The organism is Azospira sp. MPR-LB4, assembly GCF_058809525.1.
The window spans coordinates 1,914,290-1,934,426 of sequence record NZ_CM179521.1 but is presented as its reverse complement, the minus strand read 5'-3'; the positions used below and the strand labels follow the sequence as shown (position 1 = coordinate 1,934,426).

Annotated in this window: 15 protein-coding genes; 7 read left to right on the top strand and 8 right to left on the bottom strand. The window is 69.8% G+C overall.

Annotated features, from left to right (window positions below; all coding sequences use genetic code 11):
• Nucleotides 1–5: 5 nt before the first annotated feature.
• Nucleotides 6–842: a DMT family transporter gene (locus AC3QLZ_RS09030; RefSeq protein WP_014235546.1), complete on the top strand. Its 837-nt coding sequence runs from the start codon at nucleotides 6–8 to the stop codon at nucleotides 840–842.
• Between the two features lie 12 nt (nucleotides 843–854).
• Here AC3QLZ_RS09030 and AC3QLZ_RS09025 read toward each other — a convergent pair whose 3' ends face one another.
• The gene (locus AC3QLZ_RS09025; protein ID WP_014235545.1) at nucleotides 855–1,967 is read right to left on the bottom strand and encodes an ABC transporter substrate-binding protein; all 1,113 of its coding nucleotides are present in this window, start codon (nucleotides 1,965–1,967) and stop codon (nucleotides 855–857) included.
• Nucleotides 1,968–2,109: 142 nt separating this feature from the next.
• Here AC3QLZ_RS09025 and AC3QLZ_RS09020 point away from each other — a divergent pair, with 142 nt between their 5' ends.
• Entirely contained in the window at nucleotides 2,110–3,258 is a 1,149-nt protein-coding gene (locus AC3QLZ_RS09020) for a trans-sulfuration enzyme family protein (RefSeq protein WP_014235544.1), read from the top strand.
• Between the two features lie 286 nt (nucleotides 3,259–3,544).
• Nucleotides 3,545–5,398 carry a methyl-accepting chemotaxis protein gene (locus AC3QLZ_RS09015; RefSeq protein ID WP_014235543.1) on the top strand — a complete coding sequence of 618 codons (1,854 nt, stop codon included), beginning with the start codon at nucleotides 3,545–3,547 and terminating at the stop codon, nucleotides 5,396–5,398.
• 145 nt (nucleotides 5,399–5,543) lie between these two features.
• On the opposite strand, the gene AC3QLZ_RS09010 is transcribed toward AC3QLZ_RS09015, so the two are convergent.
• Nucleotides 5,544–6,647, bottom strand: coding sequence for an NADH:flavin oxidoreductase/NADH oxidase (locus tag AC3QLZ_RS09010; RefSeq protein WP_014235542.1), 1,104 nt, complete (start codon nucleotides 6,645–6,647; stop codon nucleotides 5,544–5,546).
• A 121-nt stretch (nucleotides 6,648–6,768) separates the two neighbouring features.
• Between AC3QLZ_RS09010 and AC3QLZ_RS09005 the strand changes: the two genes are divergently transcribed.
• Nucleotides 6,769–7,683, top strand: a complete 915-nt coding sequence (locus AC3QLZ_RS09005) for a LysR family transcriptional regulator (RefSeq protein WP_014235541.1) — start codon at nucleotides 6,769–6,771, stop codon at nucleotides 7,681–7,683.
• 6 nt (nucleotides 7,684–7,689) lie between these two features.
• On the opposite strand, the gene AC3QLZ_RS09000 is transcribed toward AC3QLZ_RS09005, so the two are convergent.
• Together AC3QLZ_RS09000 and AC3QLZ_RS08995 are read right to left on the bottom strand one after the other, a co-directional pair.
• A complete protein-coding gene (locus AC3QLZ_RS09000; RefSeq protein WP_197739092.1) occupies nucleotides 7,690–7,950 on the bottom strand; it encodes a YkgJ family cysteine cluster protein in 261 nt (86 codons plus the stop codon).
• 11 nt (nucleotides 7,951–7,961) lie between these two features.
• Nucleotides 7,962–10,382, bottom strand: coding sequence for a phosphoketolase family protein (locus AC3QLZ_RS08995; RefSeq protein WP_014235539.1), 2,421 nt, complete (start codon nucleotides 10,380–10,382; stop codon nucleotides 7,962–7,964).
• A gap of 213 nt (nucleotides 10,383–10,595) precedes the next feature.
• Here AC3QLZ_RS08995 and AC3QLZ_RS08990 point away from each other — a divergent pair, with 213 nt between their 5' ends.
• Nucleotides 10,596–11,654: an AI-2E family transporter gene (locus AC3QLZ_RS08990; protein WP_014235538.1), complete on the top strand. Its 1,059-nt coding sequence runs from the start codon at nucleotides 10,596–10,598 to the stop codon at nucleotides 11,652–11,654.
• Nucleotides 11,655–11,704: 50 nt separating this feature from the next.
• Here the strand turns inward: AC3QLZ_RS08990 and thiC are convergent, their stop codons facing one another.
• Nucleotides 11,705–13,621: a phosphomethylpyrimidine synthase ThiC gene (gene thiC, locus AC3QLZ_RS08985; RefSeq protein WP_014235537.1), complete on the bottom strand. Its 1,917-nt coding sequence runs from the start codon at nucleotides 13,619–13,621 to the stop codon at nucleotides 11,705–11,707.
• A gap of 330 nt (nucleotides 13,622–13,951) precedes the next feature.
• Here thiC and AC3QLZ_RS08980 point away from each other — a divergent pair, with 330 nt between their 5' ends.
• Nucleotides 13,952–15,388, top strand: coding sequence for a carbonic anhydrase (locus tag AC3QLZ_RS08980; RefSeq protein WP_014235536.1), 1,437 nt, complete (start codon nucleotides 13,952–13,954; stop codon nucleotides 15,386–15,388).
• A gap of 58 nt (nucleotides 15,389–15,446) precedes the next feature.
• Here the strand turns inward: AC3QLZ_RS08980 and AC3QLZ_RS08975 are convergent, their stop codons facing one another.
• On the bottom strand, nucleotides 15,447–16,856 hold the full coding sequence (locus AC3QLZ_RS08975; protein WP_014235535.1) for an aminotransferase-like domain-containing protein: 1,410 nt from the start codon (nucleotides 16,854–16,856) through the stop codon (nucleotides 15,447–15,449).
• Between the two features lie 141 nt (nucleotides 16,857–16,997).
• On the opposite strand from AC3QLZ_RS08975, the gene AC3QLZ_RS08970 reads away from it, so the two are divergent.
• Nucleotides 16,998–17,540 (top strand): hypothetical protein, encoded by a 543-nt coding sequence (locus AC3QLZ_RS08970; RefSeq protein WP_014235534.1) that lies wholly within the window; start codon nucleotides 16,998–17,000, stop codon nucleotides 17,538–17,540.
• On the opposite strand, the gene AC3QLZ_RS08965 is transcribed toward AC3QLZ_RS08970, so the two are convergent.
• Nucleotides 17,533–18,507, bottom strand: coding sequence for a bile acid:sodium symporter family protein (locus tag AC3QLZ_RS08965; RefSeq protein WP_014235533.1), 975 nt, complete (start codon nucleotides 18,505–18,507; stop codon nucleotides 17,533–17,535). The two genes, AC3QLZ_RS08970 and AC3QLZ_RS08965, sit on opposite strands and share 8 nt — an antisense overlap.
• Before the next feature lie 34 nt (nucleotides 18,508–18,541).
• Entirely contained in the window at nucleotides 18,542–20,131 is a 1,590-nt protein-coding gene (locus AC3QLZ_RS08960) for a gamma-glutamyltransferase family protein (RefSeq protein WP_014235532.1), read from the bottom strand.
• Nucleotides 20,132–20,137: the final 6 nt, after the last annotated feature.

Genomic DNA, 20,137 nt, shown 5'->3' with positions numbered 1-20,137 from the left:
CGCCCATGTCCCGCAAACAGGTGGTGCTGCTGACCCTGGTGGCCATGCTGGCCTTTGCCGGCAATTCCCTGCTCTGCCGCCTGGCCCTCCAGCAGGGCGGCATGGACCCCGCCTCCTTCACCCTGGTGCGCCTGGGCAGCGGCGCCCTGGTGCTGTGGACCATCATCCGCCTGCGGGGCTTCTCCGGCCTGCCCGGTAGCTGGGGCTCGGCCCTGGCCCTGTTCGCCTATGCGGCGGGCTTTTCCTTTGCCTACGTTTCCCTGGCGGCCGGCACCGGCGCCCTGCTGCTGTTCGGGGCGGTGCAGGTGACCATGATCGGCTACGGCCTGTGGCGGGGGGAACGGCTCTCGCCGCGCCAGCGCCTGGGGCTGCTCCTGGCCCTGGGGGGACTGGTGGGATTGCTGCTGCCGGGGCTGTCGGCGCCGCCCCTGGCCGGGGCCCTGCTGATGCTGGGGGGCGGGGTGGCCTGGGGCGTCTATTCCATCCGCGGCCGGGGCGCGGGGGATGCCACGGCGGTGACGGCGGGCAACTTCCTGCGGGCGGTGCCCCTGGCCCTGGGACTGGGGCTCCTGGCCCTGCCGGGCGTCAATTTCAATGCCGGGGGCGTGCTCTACGCAGTGCTTTCCGGCGGCATCGCCTCCGGTCTCGGTTACGCCCTCTGGTATGCGGCCCTGCGGGGCCTGCAGGCCACCACGGCGGCCACGGTGCAGTTGAGCGTGCCCCTGCTGACCGCCGTCGGCGGCACCCTGTTCCTGGGCGAGGCCGTCAGCCTGCGCCTGGTCCTGGCTTCTGTTGCCATCCTCGGCGGTATCGCCCTGGTGATCCGGGCCCGGGCTGGCTGAGCTGCCCCGGGCTTACTGGAAGACCCGACCGCCCTCGCCGATCATGGCGAAGTCCACCCGGGTGGAGCCGGGGCGGTTGCGCTGGCTGAAGTCGATGGCGTAGCCCCCCAGGTCCACCTTGCGCATGGCCTGCAGGGCCTTGAGCACGGCCGGGCCGTTGCCGCCGCCCTGGCGCAGGGCGCTCACCAGCACCTTGGCGGCGATGAAGCCTTCCATGGAGCGGGCCGACAGTTCCGGGTCGTTGGCGGCGGCCTTGAGGCGGCTGTATTCCCGGTTGAGGGACAGGGTGTTCTGCTGTTCCAGGGGCACCACCACGGAGAAGGCGTAGCCCCGGGCCAGGCCGGGGCCCAGCTTGTCCAGCAGCTGCTGGGTGTCGATGATGGAAAGGCCGTAGAGGGTGGCCAGGCCGCCCTTCTGCCGGTACTGGCGCACGAATTCGATGGCGGCGGCGGTGGTGGCGCCGAGGAAGACCGCCTGGGGATTGGCCTTGAGCACCGCATTGACGGCGGCTTCCACCTTGGTGGTGTTGCGCTCGTAGCCGGCCTGGGCCACCAGGCTGATGCCGTTGCGGGCGGCGGCCACCTCGGCCCCGGCGATCACGTCTGCGCCCAGGGCGTCGTCCTGGAAGACCAGCCCCACCTGCTTCTGGCCGAGTTGGGAGAGATGGGCGAAGAGGCGCTCCACCTCGTCCCGGTAGCCGGCCTTGACCACGAACACGCCGGGGGCGCCGATCACGCTGGAGGCGCCGGACACGGCCCCCACCAGGGGCACGTTGCTGCGGGCCAGGATGCCGTCCTTCACCAGGGCTTCCACGTTGTTGGTGCCCACGGTGCCGAGGAAGGCCACGGGCGGCTCCTCCTCCTTCAGGCTTTCCTTTACCAGGCGCAGGGTCTCCTCCGGCTTCTGGCCGTCGTCCTTGCGCACCAGGCGGATGGGGCTGCCGTTGATGCCGCCCTGGGCGTTGATGTGGTTGATGTAGAGCCGGGCGCCGGCGGCGATGGCCTTGCCGGTGACGGCCTGGGGGCCGCTCAGGGGGGCGATCTGGGCGATCACGATGTCCTTGGCCTGGGCGGCCAGGGGCGCGGTCAGCAGGGCGAACAGGGGCAGCAGGCGGAGGAGGCGCATGGTCGGAACGGCTGGGCGGCAAAGAGGCGGATTCTCGGCAGGGGGCTATGCTCTGTAAATACGGGATTTCCGCCGTCAGGGCGGTGGCCCCGCCAGGGGCTTTGGCGCTAAGCTGTGGGCCCCCGTTGCCGAAGCCGCCGCCATGTCCCAGTCGCCCGCCGTCCCCAGCCTTGCTCCCGAAACCCAGGCCGCCCGCGGCACCGTCCCGGTGGACTCGACCTATCGAGACATCGTGCCGCCCCTGCATCTGGCCACCACCTTCGAGCGGGCCGGCGACGGCAGCTACCCCGGCGGCCGGGTCTATTCCCGGGACGGCAGCCCGGCCTACGACGGGCCCGAAGCCTTGTTGAAGGAGCTGGAAGGCGGCGCCGCCGCGGCTCTCTTCGCTTCCGGCATGGCCGCCGCTTCCGCCGTGTTGCAGGCCCTCAAGCCCGGGGCCCGGGTGGTGGCGCCCCGGGCCATGTACTGGGCCCTGCGCAACTGGATGATCCAGTTTGCCGCCAACTGGCAGCTGACCCTGGAGTTCTTCGCCGACGACGCCGAACTGGCGGCCCTGCTGCAGCGCCCGGCGGATCTGGTGTGGCTGGAAACGCCGGCCAATCCCACCTGGGAAATCACCGACATCGCCGCTGCCGCCAAGGCGGCCCACGCTGCCGGCGCCCGCCTGGTGGTGGATTCCACGGTGCCGACGCCGGTGTTCACCCGGCCCCTGGAACTGGGCGCCGACGTTGTCATGCACTCGGCCACCAAATATCTCAACGGCCATTCCGACGTGGTGGCCGGGGCCCTGGTGACCAGGACCGAGGACGACTTCTGGCAGCGCATCAAGACCGTGCGCGCTCTCGGCGGCGCCGTGCTCGGCCCCTTCGAGGCCTGGCTGCTGGCCCGGGGCATGCGCACCCTGTTCCCCCGGGTGCGCACCGCCGCCGCTTCCGCCGCCGCCATCGCCAGCCATTTCCACGGCCATGCCAAGGTCGGCCTGGTGCTCTATCCCGGCCTGCCTTCCCATCCCGGCCACGCCGTGGCGGCGCGGCAGATGCAGGGCGGCTTCGGCGCCATGCTCTCCCTGCGCATCGCCGGCGGCGAGGCGGCGGCCAAGGCCGTGGCGGCCCGCCTGCAGGTGTTCCAGCGGGCCACCTCCCTCGGTTCGGTGGAAAGTCTGGTGGAGCACCGGGCCAGCGTCGAGGGGCCGGGCACCTTCTGTCCCGACGACCTGCTGCGCCTGTCCGTCGGCATCGAGGCCACGGCGGACCTCATTGCCGACCTGGAGCAGGCCCTGGCCGGGGTCTGAGTCAGCGCCTGTCCGCTGCCCCGCCCGAGGGCGGCGGCGGGACAGAATGTCCGCCCCTGCCCCAAAAGCGTGCCGGCGGGCGGACAAAATGTCCCCGGGAGCGCCATCGGGCGGCGCTCCCCCTCTGTCTGCACCGCCTGTTTCCCGTCGTTTGCGGCGCCTGCCCCTTGTGGAAACTCCGACTGGGGCTGCGGCCCGGTTGTTGCTACGGTTGCGTTCGCGCCGTTGCCGGCCCATCCGGCCGCAGCGGGCGCGCCGTGCCAACCTGCCCCCATAAGGATGCAAGATGAAAGGACTGGGACTCCAAGCCCGTTTCGCCCTCTTCGGTTTCGCCCCCCTGGTCGTCGCCCTCATCGTCGGTTCCCTGGCTCTGTCGGCCAATGAATCCCGGCGCCTGGAGGCCGACGTGCGCCTGCGTTCGGAAGCCACCGCCGCCGGCGTCATCCAGCTGTTGCAGATGAGCGACAGCCTGATGGGGGAACAGACCCGCAGCGCCATGAAGCTGTTCCGGGAAAAGAGCGCCCAGCTGGGGCCGGTGAGCCTGGGCGAGGCTGTCGCCGTGGGCGGCCAGCATCCCCTCAACCTGCGCTTCGGCGGCCGCCCCCAGGCCCTGGAGACTGCCCTGGTGGACAGCGTCAGCGGCATCGCCGGTGGCACCGCCACCCTCTTCGCGCGCCAGGGCCAGGACTTCGTGCGCATCGCCACCAACGTCAAGACGCCGGAGGGCCAGCGGGCTGTGGGCACCCTGCTCAATCCCCAGGGCAAGGCCTACGCCGCCCTGGCCCGTGGCGAGTCCTTCTATGGCCAGGTGGACATCCTCGGCGCGCCCTACCTGACGGGCTACGAGCCCATCGTGGATGCTGGCGGCAAGGTGGTGGGCGCCTGGTACGTGGGCTTCAAGGCCGATCTGGCGGGGCTCAAGGAACTGATCGGCAAGTCCGTCTCCTTCGGCTCCGGCTTCGTCGTCCTGCTGGACGGCCAGGGCAAGCCCTTCCTCCATTCCGACGGCGTCAGCCCCGAATCCATCCGGGCCCGGCTGCAGGAGGTCGCCGGCGCGTCCGGCGCCAGCCACAATTGGGAGGCCATTTTCCGGCCCTTCCCGGCCTGGGGCTTCAAGGTGGCGGTGGTCTACAGCCAGGCGGAAGTGGATGGGGCCGCCCGCCGCGCCGCCCTGCCGGTGCTGCTGGGCGGCCTGGCCATCACCGTGGCCCTGCTGGCCCTGCTTACCTTCGTTTTGCGCCGGGTGGTGCTGGGTCCGATCCGGCAGGCGGTGCGGGCCGCCGACGCCCTGGCCGAGGGCGACCTGACGGTGCATCTGCGGGCCGAGCGGGACGACGAGATCGGCCGTCTGCTGCAATCCATGGAGCGCATGGTGCGGCGCCTGGGGGACATCATCCGCCAGGTGCGGGGCGCCGCCGACAACCTCTCCTCCGCCTCCGAGGAGGTCTCGGCCACGGCCCAGAGCCTGTCCCAGTCCTCCAGCCAGCAGGCGGCCTCGGTGGAGGAGATTTCCGCCACCCTGGAACAGTCCACCGCCTCCGTCGCCAACAACACGGAGAGCGCCCGCAACACCGAGAACATGGCCGGCACCGCCGCCAAGGAAGCGGTGGCCGGCGGCGCCGCCGTGGCCGAGAGCGTGGCGGCCATGCAGCAGATCGCCGGCAAGGTGGGCATCATCGACGACATCGCCTACCAGACCAATCTGCTGGCCCTCAACGCCGCCATCGAGGCGGCCCGGGCTGGGGAACACGGCAAGGGCTTCGCCGTGGTGGCGGCGGAAGTGCGCAAGCTGGCCGAGCGCAGCCAGGTGGCGGCCGGGGAGATCGGCACCGTCGCCGCCCAGACCGTGCACCAGGCGGAGCACGCCGGCGAACTGCTGGGGCGCATCGTCCCGGCCATCGGCCGCACTTCCGATCTGGTGCGGGAAATCGCCGCCGCCTCGGAGGAGCAGTCCCACGGCATCGCCCAGATCAACAGCGCCATGGGCCAGCTGAACCAGGCCACCCAGCAGAATGCTGCCGCCTCCGAAGAACTGGCCGCCACCGCCGAGGAAATGGGCGCCCAGGCCGAGGAACTGCAGCGCCTGATGCACTTCTTCCGGGTGGGTCGGGAGGATGGAGCGGGCAGCGCCAGGGCCTAGGCGGGACGGACTTCTCCGGGTTGCCATGCCGGAGATGCCCGTGCCTGCGTGATCCCAGGCCAGGTGCTTGGTATCGACAAAAAAGGGGACGCCAGGCGTCCCCTTTTTTCATGGCGGCCTTACTGCCGCCCGCCTTGCCGCTGCCTCAGGGCAGGGGCGAGAACACCCCTTCGGCGCCTCGCGGCGCACCGCGCCAGAACTGGGGCGGCGCCTGCACCTGGGCGCCCAGCTCGGCGGCGGCATGCCAGGGCCAGCGCGGGTCGTAGAGCATGGCCCGGGCCACGGCCACCAGGTCCGCATCGCCTTCGGTGACCACGGCCTCGGCCTGCTTGGCTTCGGTGATGAGGCCGACGCCGATGGTGGGCAGGCCGCTGGCTTCCTTCACCTGGCGGGCGAAGGGCAGCTGGTAGCCGGGGCCCACGGGAATCTTCTGTTCCAGGGAAAGGCCGCCGCTGGAGACGTGGATGAAATCGGCGCCCCGGGCCTTCAGTTCCTTGGCCAGCTCCACCGTCTCTTCCGGCGTCCATCCGCCGTCTACCCAGTCCGTGGCGGAGACCCGCATGCCCAGGGCCTTGTGGCGGGGCCACACGGCGCGCACGGCATCGAACACTTCGAGCACGAAGCGCAGCCGGTTGGTCAGGCTGCCGCCGTACTCGTCGCTGCGCCGGTTGGTGAGGGGGGAGAGAAACTCGTGCATCAGGTAGCCGTGGGCGGCGTGCAGTTCCACCGCGTCGAAGCCCAGGCGGTCGGCGCGGCGGGCGGCGTCGGCGAAGGCCTGCACCAGGCGCTTGATGCCGGCCGCGTCCAGGGCCTGGGGCGCCGCATCGCTGGGATCGAAGGGAATGGCCGAGGGGGCCACGTTGAACCACCCGCCTTCGCTCAGGGGCAGTTGCTTGCCGCCCAGCCAGGGGGCGGCACAACCGCCCTTGCGCCCGGCGTGGGCCAGCTGGATGCCGATGGGCATGGCCGAGTACTGGCGGATGCCGGCCATGACCCGGGCCCAGCCGCTTTCCGTGGCGTCGTCCCACAGGCCGGGGCAGCGGTCGGAGATGCGGCCTTCCGGGCTGACGGCGGTGGCTTCGGCGATGAGCAGGCCGGCGCCGCTGTGGGAAAGGTTGCCCAGGTGCATCAGATGCCAGTCGCCGACCACGCCGTTGGCGGCGGAGTACTGGCACATGGGGGCGATGACGATGCGGTTGGGCAGGGTCAGGCCGCCCAGGGCGTAGGGGGTGAACAGTTGGCTGGTCATGGAGAGTCCTCCGGGGAAATGGGGTGTACGCCGAGCAGTATCCGTCAGGACTTGAATCCAATAAATGAAAGTGTTTTGATTTCACAATTCCAAATATCGGAACTGAAAGCAGAGCCCCGTCATGCTCAACCGCCTGGAAATGCTGCGCCTCTTCGTTGCCGCCGCCGAAGCCAAGAGCTTCAAGGAGGCGGCCCTGCGCCTGCACGTCTCGCCCCAGGCGGTGACCCGGGCGGTGCAGGAGCTGGAGGAACACCTGGGGGAGCTGCTGTTCCATCGCAACACCCGGGCCAACCGCATCACCGACTTCGGCACCCGTCTGGCGGCGGAGGCCCGCGGCGCCGTGCAGGGCGTCGATGCCCTGTTCCAGCGCGCCAGCCCCCTGCCGGACAACGAGCTTGCCGGACTGGTGCGCCTCACCGCGCCCAAAGCCCTGGGCCAGCATTTCGTCATGCCCCTGCTGGCCGAACTGGGCCGCGAATTCCCCGGCCTGCGCCTGGACCTGCGCCTCTCGGACCGGCCGGCGGACGTGGTGGACGAGCAGATCGACATCGGCGTGCGGGTGGGCTTTCTGCGGGATAGCCGCTTCGTTGCCCGGGCCGTGGCCAAGGTGCATTTCCACACTGTCGCCAGCCCGGCCCTGCTTGATGCCGTGGGCGAGCCCCGCACCCTGGCGGACCTGCAGCAGCGGCCGGTGACGGTGGTGATGGACCCGGCCACGGGCAAGCCCTGGCCCTGGTTTCTCAAGGATGGGGAGGAGTGGCTGCCCCAGACCTGGGCCTTCGCCACCGACGAGACCCTGGCCGAGTTCGCCGCGGTGCGGGCCGGCCTGGGCTTCGGCCAGGTGGTGAGTCTGCTCACCATTCCCCTGCTGCGCAGCGGCGAGCTGCGGCGGGTGCTGCCGCAGCTGGAGCCGGACCCGTGGAATCTCTACGTCTATCGGCCTCAGCGGGGCCCGGTGGCGGCCCGCATCCGCCTGGTGTTCGACCGGCTGGTGGAATTCTTCGCCGACCGGGAGCGTTTTCCCGAGGAGCCCTGAGGGCCGTCAGGCGCCCGGGTGGGTGGCCTGTTCCAGCCGGGTGAGCCAGGCCAGGGCCTCGCCCTGGCTGGCGCCGCACATTTCCGGCGAGGGTTGCAGGCCGCCGCAGACGGCGGGCCGCTCCGGGCGGCCGAAGATGGCGCAGCGGTTGTCTTCCAGCAGCTGGATGCAGCGCACCCCCGCCGGTTTTCCCTGGGGCATGCCGGGTATGGGGGAGGAGATGGAGGGGGCGATGCAGCAGGCGCCGCAGCCCGGGCGGCATTCCAGGACTGCCTGGCTCACGGCTGGCCGCCCCAGGTCCAGGTGTTGATCTCCTCCGGGTCCACCCCGTGGCGGTGGGCGTGGGCCCGGCATTGCTGCTGCTTCTGCTCCAGGGCCTGCTTGACGTGGGCGCCGGCCACGGCCAGGCGCGGCACCCGGTCGATGACGTCAATGGCCAGGGAGTAGCGGTCGATCTGGTTGTCCATGGCCAGTTCCAGGGGGGTGCAGATGCTGCCCCGCTCCTTGTAGCCGCGCACATGCAGATTGGCGTGGTTGGGGCGGCGGTAGGCGAGGCGGTGGATCAGCCAGGGGTAGCCGTGGAAGTTGAAGACGATGGGCTTGTCGGCGGTGAACAGGCCGGTCCAGTCCCGCTCGCTGATGCCGTGGGGGTGCTCCTCCGGCGGCGTCAGGGTGAACAGGTCCACCACGTTCACGAAGCGCAGCTTGAGGTCGGGGAAGTGGCGGTAGAGCAGCTCCGCCGCCGCCAGGGCTTCCTGGGTGGCGACATCGCCGCAGCTGGCCAGCACCACCTCCGGCTCGGTGCCGGCCTCGTCGTCGCTGCTGGCCCAGTCCCACAGGCCGATGCCCCGGGCGCAGTGCAGGGCGGCGGCTTCCGCCTCCAGGTACTGCAGGTGGGCCTGCTTGTCGGCGACGATGACGTTGATGACGTCCGTTTCCCCCAGGCAGCGGTCGGCCACCGCCAGCAGGCAGTTGGCGTCCGGCGGCAGGTAGATGCGGGTCACCGCCGGGCTCTTGTTCACCACCAGGTCGAGGAAGCCCGGGTCCTGGTGGGTGAAGCCGTTGTGGTCCTGGCGCCACACGGTGGAGGTGATGAGCAGGTTGAGGGCCCCCACCGGTGCCCGCCAGGGCACGTCCCGGCACATCTCCAGCCACTTGGCGTGCTGGTTGAACATGGAGTCGATGACGTGGGCGAAGGCTTCGTAGGTGGAGAGGAGACCGTAGCGGCCGGTCAGCAGATAGCCTTCGAGCCAGCCTTCCAGGGTGTGTTCCGAGAGCATTTCCATGACCCGGCCGTCGGCAGCGAGATGGCCGCCGTCCGCGTCCTCGGGGCAGGATTTCCCCAGCCAGGCCTTGCCGGTGACTTCGAAGACGGCGCCCAGCTTGTTGGAGGCGGTTTCGTCCGGGCCGAAGAGGCGGAAATTGCTGGGGTTCTTTTGCATGATCTGCCCCAGGTGGCGGCCCAGGGGATCGGTGTTGCTGTGGCGGCGGCTGCCCGGGGCGGCGAAGGTGACCGCCTGTTGGCGCCAGTCGGGCCGGTCCAGGGGCAGGCGCAGCAGGCCGCCGTTGGCGTGGGGATTGGCTCCCAGGCGGCGCCGGCCCCGGGGGGCGAAGTCCAGCAGCAGGGGCGCCGGTTCGCCGTCCTCGGTGAACAGTTCCTGCGGCCGGTAGGACTGCAGCCATTCCTGCAGCAGGCGGCGGTTTTCTGCGTTGTTACGCGGATCGGCCAGGGGCACCTGGTGGGCCCGCCAGGTGCCTTCAACCTGATGGCCGTCGGCCTGCCTGGGCCCGGTCCAGCCCTTGGGCGAGACCAGCACGATCATGGGCCAGCGGGGTCGTTGTACCGGCCCCTTGCCGCTGCGGGCCGCCTGCTGAATGGCCCGGATCTCCGCCAGGCATTCGTCCATGGCCGCCGCCATGGCCCGGTGCATGGCCGCCGGCTCATGGCCCTCGACGATTTTCGGCGCCCAGCCGTAGCCGGTAAACAGGGCCAGCAGTTCCTCCCGGGGGATGCGGGCCAGGATGGTGGGGTTGGCGATCTTGTAGCCGTTGAGGTGCAGGATGGGCAGCACCGCCCCGTCCCGGGCCGGGTTGAGGAACTTGTTGGAGTGCCAGGCGGTGGCCAGGGGGCCGGTCTCGGCCTCGCCGTCCCCCACCATCACGGTCACCAGCAGCTCCGGGTTGTCGAAGGCGGCGCCGAAGGCGTGGGAGAGGCTGTAGCCCAGCTCGCCCCCTTCGTGGATGGAGCCCGGCACTTCCGGCGTGCAGTGGCTGCCCAGGCCGCCAGGGAAGGAGAAGTCGCGGCAGAAGCGGGTCAGGCCGGCTAGGCCCCAGCCCCGTTGCGGCTGGCGGTCGCCCAGGCTGCCTTCGAGCCAGGCCGGGCCCAGGATGCCGGGGGCGCCGTGGCCCGGGCCGGCGAGGAAGATGGCGTCCAGGTCGTGGTGGCGGATCAGCCGGGTCAGGTGGGCGTAGGCGAAGGCCAGGCCGGGGCTGGCGCCCCAGTGGCCGAGGGGTCGCTGCTTGATGTGCTCCGGTGCCAGGGGCTGGCGCAGCAGGGGGTTGTCCTGCAGGTAGATCATGGCCCCGGCCAGATAGTTGGCGGCGCGCCAGAAGGCGTCCAGCTGCTGCAGTTCGGCGTCGTCGATGGCGACGGTGGCGCGGGGCGGGGTGGGGGCGGCGGAGGCAGGCATGGCGGACATGAGCAAGGGCAATGGCGCCATGGTAGGCCATTGGCGTCCCGGCTTACAGTCCGGGCCTTGCCGGGCGCGGTCCGCCGGGCGGGGAAGGCGGGTAATCGTCATGCCGATTTGTTAGCATAGCCGTCGGATGCGGTGCGGCCCGGCACTGCGTCTTTTCGTTTCGAGCACCGCTTCGACCACCGTTTCGACCACGCTTTCCTGGAAATCCTGTCCATGCAGCCCTTCCGTTCTGACCGCATCCTCGGTTTTGCCGCCCTGGGTTTCCTCATCGTCGGTTGCTTCCTGGTGCTGCGCCCCTTCCTTTCCGCCGTGCTCTGGGCGGCGATCCTGGCCACCACGGTGTGGCCGGTGTTCCACTGGGTGGACCAGCGTCTGCCGGGCTGGCGCAACACCTCGGCCCTGCTCACCACCCTGGCCACCGCCCTGGTGCTGGTGGCCCCCTTCATCGTGGTGGCGGTGGGCCTGGGTAGCAACGTGGCGGAACTGGCCGCCGCCACCCGCACCCTGCTGGAGGGCGGCCTGCCCGATGCGCCCCAGTGGCTGCAGGACATCCCCTTCGTCGGCGAACGCCTGCATGCCTACTGGCAGGGCTTCGCCCACAACGGCCAGCGCCTGGTGGCGGAACTGGGCCAGCTGGTGGAGCCGGCCAAGGGCCTGGTGCTGAACGGCAGCCGGGCCATCGGCATGGGGGTCTTCCACCTCATGCTGTCGGTGCTGATCGTCTTCTTCCTCTTCCGCGACGGCGAGGCCGTCACCGCCCACCTCACCGCCGTGCTGGAGCGACTGGCCGGGGCCCGGGGGCGGCGCCTGCTGCACCTGGCCCACGGCACCGTGGGCGGCGTGGTGTACGGCATCATCGGCACCGCCCTGGCCCAGGGGGTCCTGGCCGGCATCGGTTTCGCCGTGGCCGGGGTGCCCGGCGCCCTGCTGCTGGGCCTGGCCACCTTCTTCCTTTCCGCCGTGCCCGTGGGGCCGCCCCTGATCTGGGGGCCGGCCGCCTTCTGGCTGTTCCAGCAGGGGGAGCTGGGCTGGGCCATTTTCGTCGCCGCCTGGGGCTTCTTCGTTGTCAGCACCGTGGACAACGTGCTCAAGCCCCTCATCATCAGCCGCGGCGCCAGCCTGCCCTTCATCCTGGTGCTGCTGGGGGTCCTCGGCGGCGTTCTCGCCTTCGGCTTCATCGGCGTCTTCCTCGGTCCCACCCTGCTGGCCGTGGGCTACCGGCTGATGACTGAATGGACCGCCGGTCTGGCGGAAGGCATGCCCCGGGAATGAAAAACGGCGGCCTGAAGGCCGCCGTTTCCGGGTGAGCTGCCGCCGCTGCCTCAGACCTTGCGGTACAGCTCGGCGCCGCTCTTCACGAATTCCACTGCCTTGGTCTCCATGCCCTTCTCCAGGGCCTCGGCTTCGCCGATGCCCTGCTGGGCGGCGAAGTCGCGCACGTCCTGGGTAATCTTCATGGAGCAGAAGTGGGGGCCGCACATGGAGCAGAAGTGGGCCACCTTGGCCGATTCCTTGGGCAGGGTCTCGTCGTGGAAGGACTTGGCCTTGTCCGGGTCCAGGCCCAGGTTGAACTGGTCGTCCCAGCGGAACTCGTAGCGGGCCTTGGACAGGGCGTTGTCCCGGATCTGGGCGCCCGGGTGGCCCTTGGCCAGGTCGGCGGCGTGGGCGGCCAGCTTGTAGGTGATGATGCCTTCCTTGACGTCGTTCTTGTCCGGCAGGCCCAGGTGTTCCTTGGGCGTGACGTAGCAGAGCATGGCCGTGCCGTACCAGCCGATCATGGCGGCGCCGATGCCGCTGGTGATGTGGTCGTAGCCGGGGGCGATGTCGGTGGTCAGGGGGCCCAGGGTGTAGAAGGGGGCTTCCTTGCAGTGCTTCAGCTGCAGGTCCATGTTCTCCTTGATCATGTGCATGGGCACATGGCCGGGACCTTCGATGATGGTCTGCACGTCGTGCTTCCAGGCGATGTCGGTGAGTTCGCCCAGGGTTTCCAGCTCGCCCAGCTGGGCCTCGTCGTTGGCGTCGTAGATGGAGCCGGGACGCAGGCCGTCACCGAGGCTGAAGGCCACGTCGTAGGCCTTCATGATTTCGCAGATGTCCTCGAAATGGGTGTAGAGGAAGCTTTCCTTGTGATGGGCCAGGCACCACTTGGCCATGATGGAGCCGCCGCGGGAGACGATGCCGGTCATGCGGTTGGCGGTCATGGGGATGTAGCGCAGCAGCACGCCGGCGTGGATGGTGAAGTAGTCCACGCCCTGCTCGGCCTGCTCGATCAGGGTGTCGCGGAAGATTTCCCAGGTCAGTTCCTCGGCCTTGCCATTCACCTTCTCCAGGGCCTGGTAGATGGGCACGGTGCCGATGGGCACGGGGCTGTTGCGGATGATCCATTCCCGGGTTTCGTGGATGTTCTTGCCGGTGGACAGGTCCATCACCGTGTCGCCGCCCCAGCGGGTGGACCAGGTCATCTTGTCCACTTCCTCGCTGATGGAAGAACCCAGGGCGGAGTTGCCGATATTGGCGTTGATCTTCACCAGGAAGTTGCGGCCGATGATCATGGGCTCGCTTTCCGGGTGGTTGATGTTGTTGGGGATGATGGCGCGGCCCCGGGCTACTTCGGAACGCACGAATTCCGGGGTGATCTCCTGGGGAATGGCGGCGCCGAAATCCTGGCCCTTGTGCTGGCGGCCCAGCAGCTTGACCATCTTTTCGCCCATGGGGCCGGTGTTGCGCAGGTTTTCCAGGTACTGCTGGCGATTCAGGTTTTCCCGGATGGCCACGTATTCCATTTCCGGGGTGATGATGCCTTTGCGGGCGTAGTGCATCTGGCTGACGTTGGCGCCGGCCTTGGCGCGGCGGGGCTTGCGGTGCAGACCGGGGAAGCGCAGTTCGTCCAGGGCCGGGTCGGCGGCCCGCTGGCGGCCGTACTCGCTGGTCAGGTCGGGCAGCACCTCGGTGTCGCCCCGCTCCTCGATCCACTGCTGGCGCAGGGCCGGCAGGCCGGAACGGATGTCGATTTTGGCGTTGGGGTCGGTGTAGGGGCCGGAACAGTCGTAGACGTAGATGGGCGGGTTCTTCTCGCCACCGAAGCCGGTGGGGGTGTCGGCCTGGGAAATTTCCCGCATGGGCACCCGGATGTCGGGGCGGGAGCCCTCGACGTAGATCTTGCGGGAATTGGGCAGGGGCTGGACCGCCGCTTCGTCCACTTGGGCGGCGGTGGCAATGAATTTGTCGTTGGCGTTCATGGTGTCTCCTTGCTGGGGAGGGGGTGCGGTAGCGCGGCCGGGAGGCCGGCGGGACGGACCCGGTCAGGCAAAGGTGCAAGGAGGGGCGGGGGAGGGCGCAAGAGGCGGCCCGGCGACGCTTTCCCTACGACGGCATTACCCGTACAGGTCATAAGGGTATTTCTCAGCCGGAAGCCAGTATTTCCAAGGCTTTCAGGCACCCCCAAGGTACGGGCGCAAGTTACTGGAAAGCCTGGGAAAATGCAAGAAAAGCCGAGCCGGGCCTAAAGTTTTTCTTTTGCCATCCGTGAGAGTAACGTTAGCCCAAAATAACGAGCAGAGAGACGCGCCATGCCCGCCCTCGAGACAAATCCCATTTCCGCCCCCGCCTCCCTGACCCGGGGAGCGCTGACCACGGCCCTGCTGCTGACGGCCGGCCTGCTGCAGGCCGCCCCGAGCGCGGCGCCGACCAAGGTGGGCGACGACGGCCGCACCTGGCAGGCCATCTCCACCGAGCCCGGCAAGCGCATCGAGGTGGACCGGGCCAGCATCAAGCGGGACGAGTCGGGCAAGGTTTCGGCCTGGGGCCGCATCGTCCTGGAGAAGGACCTGCCCGACGCCCAGAGCGCCAGCAATTACCGCAGCATCGAGGCCCTGGGCCGTTACGACTGCAGCAACCGCACCTACGCCACCCTGAAGCGGGTCTATGTGAAGGCCAGCGGCGAACTGCTGCGGGAAGAGGAAATCAAGGTGGCCACCGACATGCCGGTGCGCGCCAACACCCTGGACGACAAACTGCTGCGGGACATCTGCCGGCCCACCACGGCGGCGGACATGCGCAAGCTGACCCAGGCCACCGTGGCCAAGGCCAATGTGGCGGCCGAGGAGCTGAAGAAGGCCAACGAGGAGATGGTGAAGAAGGCGGTGCAACGGGAATCCACCCAGGCGCCGACCCCGGTGAAGAGCCTGGAGCACATGGAAATCCAGAAGCCCCAGGCAGCACCGGCCTACGTCCCGCGTCCGGCGCCCTACACGGCGGCGGCACCCCGGGCGGCAAAGCCCCGCCCCGCTGCCAAGCCGGAGGGGCTGGAGGGGGCCGAGCAGCACCACGCCATCCACTGGTCCTACGAAGGGGAAGGCGGGCCGGACTTCTGGGGCCGCCTCAAGCCCGATTTCGCCACCTGCGACAAGGGCCGGCGCCAGTCGCCCATCGACATCTGGGACGGCATCCGCGTCGATCTGCCGCCCATCGAGTTTTCCTACCGGCCCACCCGCTTCCGCCTGGTGGACAACGGCCACACTCTGCAGGCCTCCTTCGGCCACGGCAGCCTGACTCATCTGGGCAAGACTTACGACCTGGTCCAGGTGCACTTCCACCGGCCCTCGGAAGAGCGGGTGAACGGCAAGGCCTTCGACATGGTGGCCCACATGGTGCACCGCTCCGACGACAACCAGCTGGCGGTGGTGGCGGTGCTGCTGGAGAAGGGCGCCCAGGAACACCCGGTGATCCAGACCCTGTGGAACTACATTCCCCTGGAGAAGAACCAGGAAGTGCTGCCGCCCGACGCGGCGGTGGACCTCAACCAGCTGCTGCCGGAGAAGCGCGGCTACTACACCTACATGGGTTCCCTCACCACGCCGCCCTGCAGCGAAGGCGTGCTGTGGCTGGTGATGCAGCAGCCGGTGCAGGTTTCGGCCCAGCAGATCGCCATCTTCTCCCGCCTCTACCGCAACAACGCCCGCCCGGTGCAGCCCTCCAACGGCCGCCTGATCAAGGAATCGCGCTAGGCGCCGGTTTCTTCATGGATGTTTGACCGCCGGGCGCCTGAGGGCGCCCGGCGTCGTTTCAGCCCCGGCCCAGGGTCTCGCCGAGGAAGCGCTCCAGGCGCGGGTCCTGGGTGTAGCCCACGTTGAAGCGGATCCAGGGCGAGGCCTGCAGCTGGGGACGGAAGATGTGGCCCGGGGCCAGCATGATGTCCGCCGCCGCGGCCTGGGTGGCCAGCCGCGCCGCGTCCTCCAGACCCGGCGCCCGGGCCCAGACGAACATGCCGCCGGCCGGTTCGGCGTAGGCCTCCATGCCCACCCGTTCCAGCAGGCGCAGGGTCTTGTCCGCCGCTTCCCGCAGGCGGCCGTGGATGCGCTCCAGGTACTTGCGGTAGTGGCCGGCGGTGAGCATTTCGTAGACCAGCTGTTCCGCCACTTCCGAGGTGGAGACGCAACTGACGATCTTGACGTCGGTGAGGGCCGCCATCAGGTCCGGCCGGCCGGCGACGAAGCCCACCCGCAGGTTGGCCGAGAGGGTCTTGGAGAAACTGCCGACGTAGACCACCCGCTGCAACTGGTCCAGGGTGGACAGGCGGGTGGCGCCGCCGGGATGGAAGTCGCCGTAGGTGTCGTCCTCCACCAGCAGGAAGTCGTGCTTCTCCGCCAGCTGCAGGATGCGGAAGGCGTTGGCCGGCGAGAGATTGCAGGCGGTGGGATTCTGCAGCACCGAATGGGTGAAGAAGGCCCGGGGCCGGTGTTCCGCCAGCAGGGATTCCAGGGCCTGGGGATCGGGGCCGTCCTGGCCCCAGGGAACGCCCACCAGCTGCACCCCGTGCAGGCGCAGGTTGGCGAACAGGTTCCAGTAGCCCGGGTCGTCCACGAAGACGCAGTCGCCGGGCTTGAGCAGCAGGCGGATGAGCAGGTCCAGGCCCTGGGTGGCGCCGTGGCTGAGCATGATCTGCCCGGGCTGGGCGGCGATGCCCAGGTCCGCCAGCTTGAGCCGCACCTGTTCCCGCAGGGGGGCGAAGCCCAGGGGTGTGCCGTAGCAGGTCAGCTTGACCTCGTCGCGCCGGGCCAGGGCCCGCAGCTGGCGCCGCACCCCTTCCTGGTCGTGCCATTCCGGCGGCAGCCAGCCGACGCCCACCTTGAGCCGGTTGGGCGAATCCTCCAGGCTCTGGTGCAGCACCCCGGCGTTGTCGAAGGCCCGGGCCACCTGGCCGGCCACCGGCTCCGCCGCGGCCTGGGGCAGGCTGCGGGCCTCGACATAGAAGCCGGAACCGCGGCGGGACTTGAGCAGGCCCTGGGCTACCAGCCGGTCGTAGGCCTCCACCACGGTGAAGCGGCTGACGCCGTGGTTGTCGGCGAAGTGGCGGATGGGCGGCAGGCGCATGCCGGGGCGCAGCAGCCGGTCCTCGATGCGGGCGCGGACGCCGGCGACGATCTGGTCCACCAGGGGCTGGGGGGAATCGGGGTTGAGGGAGAGGTTCAGCATCTGTTCGCTCCTGGGACGGGATTGGCCCGGTGTTTTCACCGGAACAGTGTCGCGGTCGGATGGGCTGATTGTATATTCCGATGGAAAAAAGTGTTCGCTATTGTCAGGTCTCCCATTGTCGCTTGGCCCAAGGAGCCCGCCATGGCCTGTTACGAGCACCTCCATCCCCGTCTGCCCCTTCCCCTGCTGCTGGTGGGCTGTGCCCTGGCCATTGCCGCCGCCGCCCTGCTGCTGGGGGCCGGCATCGGGGCGGGCGGTGCCGGTACGGCGGAGACGATGCCGGGCATGAGCCGGGCGGAGTGGCGGGAGGCCGGCCTGCTCTATCTGGCAGACCAGCGCAACGGCCAGGTGCGGGTGTTCCGCCTGCGGGGCGACCTGCCGGTGCCGGTGGCCACCCTGGCGCCGGGCCCCCGGCGCAGCATCCGCGCCCTGGGCCTGGATGGGGCCGCGGAGCGCCTGTGGGTGCTGGATGTGGCCGGCCTCAGCCTCTACGATGCCCGCAGCCAGGTGCTGCTGGGCCACTGGCCGGCTCCCGCCGGGGTGGCCTTCCAGTCCCTGCTGGAGGGGACGTCGCCCTCCCGTCCCCTGGCCGTGCTGGCGGCGGACGGGGCCGAGTACCGCCTGGGCGCCGCCGACCTGATGGCCGGTGGCCGCCTCGCCTGGCAGGTGCGCCGGGCTAGCTAGGGGCCGCCTCGGCACTGCTCCAGCGCTGGGCCAGCATGCCGCCGGCTAGCAGCTGCAGCGGGTGGTAGATCATGATCGGCAGCAGGATGAGGCCGATGGCCGGATTGGCGCCGAAGATCAGGTGGGCCATGGGCACCCCCGAGGCCAGGGTCTTCTTCGAGCCGCAGAAGACGCTGGCGATGCGGTCCCCCCGGGGCATGCCGAGCAGCCGGGCGCCCCATTGAGTGAGCGCCAGCACGAGGAGGAAGAGCAGGGCGCAGCCGGCCACCGTTTCCACCAGCAGCAGGGGGTTGTAGCGGGACCATACCCCTTCCTTCACCGTGTCGGCGAAGGAGGTGTAGACCAGCAGCAGGATGGTGATGCGGTCCACCTTTTGCAGCAGGCCCTTGTGCCGACTGGCCCAATCCTTCAACAGGGGGCGGCTGAACTGGCCCAGGGCCAGGGGCAGCACCACCCACAGCAGCAGGTCCACGATCACCGGGCCGACGGCGAAATTGCCGCCGCTCTGGTGCAGCACCCAGGCCATCCATAGGGGCGTCAGCAGCACGCCGATGAGGCTGGAGAGGGTGGCGTTGAAAACCGCCGCCGCCACATTGCCCCGGGCGGCGATGGTCAGGGCCACCGAGGAGGAGACGGTGGAAGGCAGGGCGCACAGGTAGAAGAAGCCGATCTGCAGCGGCGCCGCCATCCAGCCGGCGCTGCCCCACAGCAGGGCGACGCCCAGCAGGGGGAAGAGGAGGAAGGTGCTGCACTGGACCAGCAGGTGCACCCGCCAGCGCAGGGCGCCGTCCTTCATCGAGGCCAGGGACAGGGCCAGGCCGTTGAGGTAGAAGACCAGGGCCACCCCCAGCTTGTTGAGCAGCTCCGGCTGCAGGAAGCCGCCCTTGGCGCCGGGCTCGGGCCAGAGGAAGGCCAGCAGCACCGCCCCCAGCATGCCCTTCATGAACCAGTCGAATTTGAATCCCATCGTGTTGTCTCCCTGGGGAAATGTCCGTGACGCCTTACCAGGCCGCCACGCAGCCGTCGCTGCGGGGGTCCTCGCCGCCCTCGATCCAGCCCTCCGGGTGCAGCACCAGGGCGCCGGCGTGGCCCATGCGTTCGTCGAAGTCGCCGGCCATTTCCACCGGATGCCCCATGGCCCGCAGTCGTTCCACCAGAGCCGGGTCGTAGCGGGATTCCAGTTTCAGGCTGGTGCTCTGCTCGGCCCAGGTGCGGCCCAGCAGCCAGCGCGGTGCCGCCACGGCGGAACGCACGTTGTGGCCGCCCCAGACGTAGCGGGAGAAGACGGCGGCCTGGGTCTGGGGCTGGCCCTCGCCGCCCATGGTGCCGTAGACCAGCAGGCGGCCGTCGTCCAACCGGGCCAGGGCCGGATTGAGGGTGTGGAAGGGCTTGCGGCCCGGGGCCAGGGTGCGCAGCCAGCCCGGGCGCAGGTCGAAGGAGCAGCCCCGGTTCTGCCACCAGATGCCGCTCTCGGGCAGCACCACGCCGCTGCCGAATTCGAAGTAGATGCTCTGGATCATGCTCACCGCCCGGCCGGCGCTGTCGATGGCGCCCATCCAGGTGGTGTCGCCATCCGACATGGGGGCCGGCCAGGGGCTGGCCTGCTCCAGGGGAATGGCGGCGGCCAGGCGTTCCACCAATCCGTCTGCCAGCAACTCCCGGGGATCAATCTGCATCGAGCCCGGGTCGCCCACGTGGCGGTCCCGCTGCAGGAAGGCCTGCTTGGTGGCCTCCACCAGGGCGTGGATGCCCTCCGCGTTGTCCGGGTTCCAGCCCTCCCGGCGGATGCGGTCGTAGATGGCGAGGATGAGCAGGGAGGCGACGCCCTGGGTCGGCGGCGCCTGGTTGTACACGGTGCCGACGGAGAGCTTCACCGCCAGCGGGTCCTGCAGGGAGGCCCGGTGGGCGGCCAGGTCGGCGCCGCTGACGGGGCTGCCCACCCGGGCCAGGTCCCGGGCGATGACGCCGGCCAGGTCACCCCGGTAGAAGTCCTCCGCCCCGGCCCGGCCCAGCTGCTCCAGGGTCTCCGCCAGGCGGGGGAAACGGTGCTGCTGGCCGTACACCGGCAGTTGGCCGTCGTTGAGGAAGGCGGCGGCAAAGCCCGGCTGCTGCCGCAGTTCCGCCAGCTTGGCCCGGGTGTTGTCCTGCTGGCTGCGGGTCACGGGGAAGCCGTGGCGGGCATAGTGGATAGCGCTTTCCAGCAGGCGGGAGAGGGGCAGGCGTCCGCCCCAGGCCGCCCGGCTGTGGGCGTGGGCGGCGGCCCAGCCGGAGACGGTGCCGGCCACCGTGTTGGCGGCCAGGGGGCCGCGCCAAGGAATGCTTTCCAGGTTGCCGTAGAGCTCCGGGGTGACCTGGGCGCCGGCGGCGCCGCAGGCGTCGATGGAGCGCACCGGCTGGCCGGGGGCGTGCAGCAGCCAGAAGCCGTCACCGCCGATGCCGGTCATGTGGGGATAGACCACGGCCAGGGTGGCGGCCACGGCGATGGTGGCCTCGATGGCGTTGCCGCCTTCGCGCAGGATGTCGAGCCCGGCCTGGGCGGCCAGGGAATGGGAGGCGACGACGGCGCCGCGGGTTCCGAGTACGGGATTCATGGAATG